Below are 1,254 nucleotides of genomic sequence, written 5' to 3'. Positions count from 1 at the left end.
CATTTTAAAGTCGCCCAGCTATATAAGAAATTAATACCCGAAATGGTTACTAATTAACCGGTTCAGCGCTGGAAGCCAGTAGCAAAAAAGCGACTATCTACTAGGTCAACGGGATAGATGCTTATTGTATCGATGAATCAATTAACCTTCACTGGTTTTCACTCGGCAAGGAAAGAAGATGAGTCACCAACGGCTTTACACAGAATATGGTAATTATCCGAATTATAAGCAGATGGCGAATGCTAGTGGTGACCAGGAAATGTTACAATCTATCAAAATCATCGAAAAATTCACGCCATTACCCAAAAAGTGGATGTTTTACGTAAAAGAACGGTAGATACTCAAGAGGAAGCCAGTATTATCGTTACCATTGCCCACCGAGTAAAGGGATTAGAGTGGGATATTGTCGAAATCAACAATGACTTTCCAAATAATCTTTTTGACCCTAGTATCGACAATGCAAATTTTAGAGATGAAGTCAATTTACTGTATGTCTCGGTAACACGAGCGAAGAAGACGCTTATCATCAATAAATTGTTGGTAAATATTCTGGCCAAAGTTACTGAGAATGAAAAAACGTCAAAAGTTTAATTCAGAAATGCCTCTAGAAACGCCTGTAATCGATTTTGAGCGGTTTTCTTGTGATGAGTCATAAAAAGAAAAATACCAGTAACAAAAAATAAACGCACCAGAATAGATAGGGTGCGTTTTTGTATAGCTGAATTATGATGTCTGAAATGTAATGAATAAATAGCATATTTAATGTAGCGGGTTTGTTTGCCATAATTCAATCTGACGCGAGCAATTATTGAAAATATCGGATGAGTAAAAAATTCACACCAACGCCACACGACAGTGTATTCAAGCAGTTTTAAAGTGAAAAGAGACAGCTAAAGACTTTTTTGATGTCTGGCTACCAAATGAAATTAAAGCGCTATGCGATTTAGAGAGCCTAAAAGTGGAGTCAGACTCATTTATCGATAGTGAGATGAAAAACTATCAAAGTGATATTTTGTATTCCGTTAAAACAGAAAAAGGTAAAGGTTACTTTTATCTTTTAATCGAAGCGCAATCATTACCCGATAAGCTCATTGCGTGGCGGCTCAATTTTGATGACATTATATATATGAGCTATTCAATTGATTTTAGACGTAAAGTGATATTTACGATGGAAGAAGAAGGGTTGAGTATTCGAGAAACACTGAAGCAATTTCGGATTAGCTCTGCATCTGTATCGCTTTGGATTAATCAAAT

At 36.0% G+C, this 1,254-nt stretch carries 2 protein-coding genes; both read left to right on the top strand.

The window, feature by feature from the left end:
- Positions 1 to 309: 309 nt before the first annotated feature.
- Positions 310 to 591: a 3'-5' exonuclease gene (locus ARSQ2_RS11435; protein WP_181995356.1), complete on the top strand. Its 282-nt coding sequence runs from the start codon at positions 310 to 312 to the stop codon at positions 589 to 591.
- A gap of 334 nt (positions 592 to 925) precedes the next feature.
- The coding region (locus ARSQ2_RS13375; RefSeq protein WP_238334497.1) for an Rpn family recombination-promoting nuclease/putative transposase at positions 926 to 1,254 on the top strand (329 nt) is incomplete at its 3' end.

Source organism: Arsenophonus endosymbiont of Bemisia tabaci Q2 (genome assembly GCF_902713415.1).
GTDB lineage: Bacteria > Pseudomonadota > Gammaproteobacteria > Enterobacterales > Enterobacteriaceae > Arsenophonus.
The sequence above is the reverse complement of the archived record's forward strand: the minus strand, read 5'-3'. Positions and strand labels throughout refer to the sequence as shown.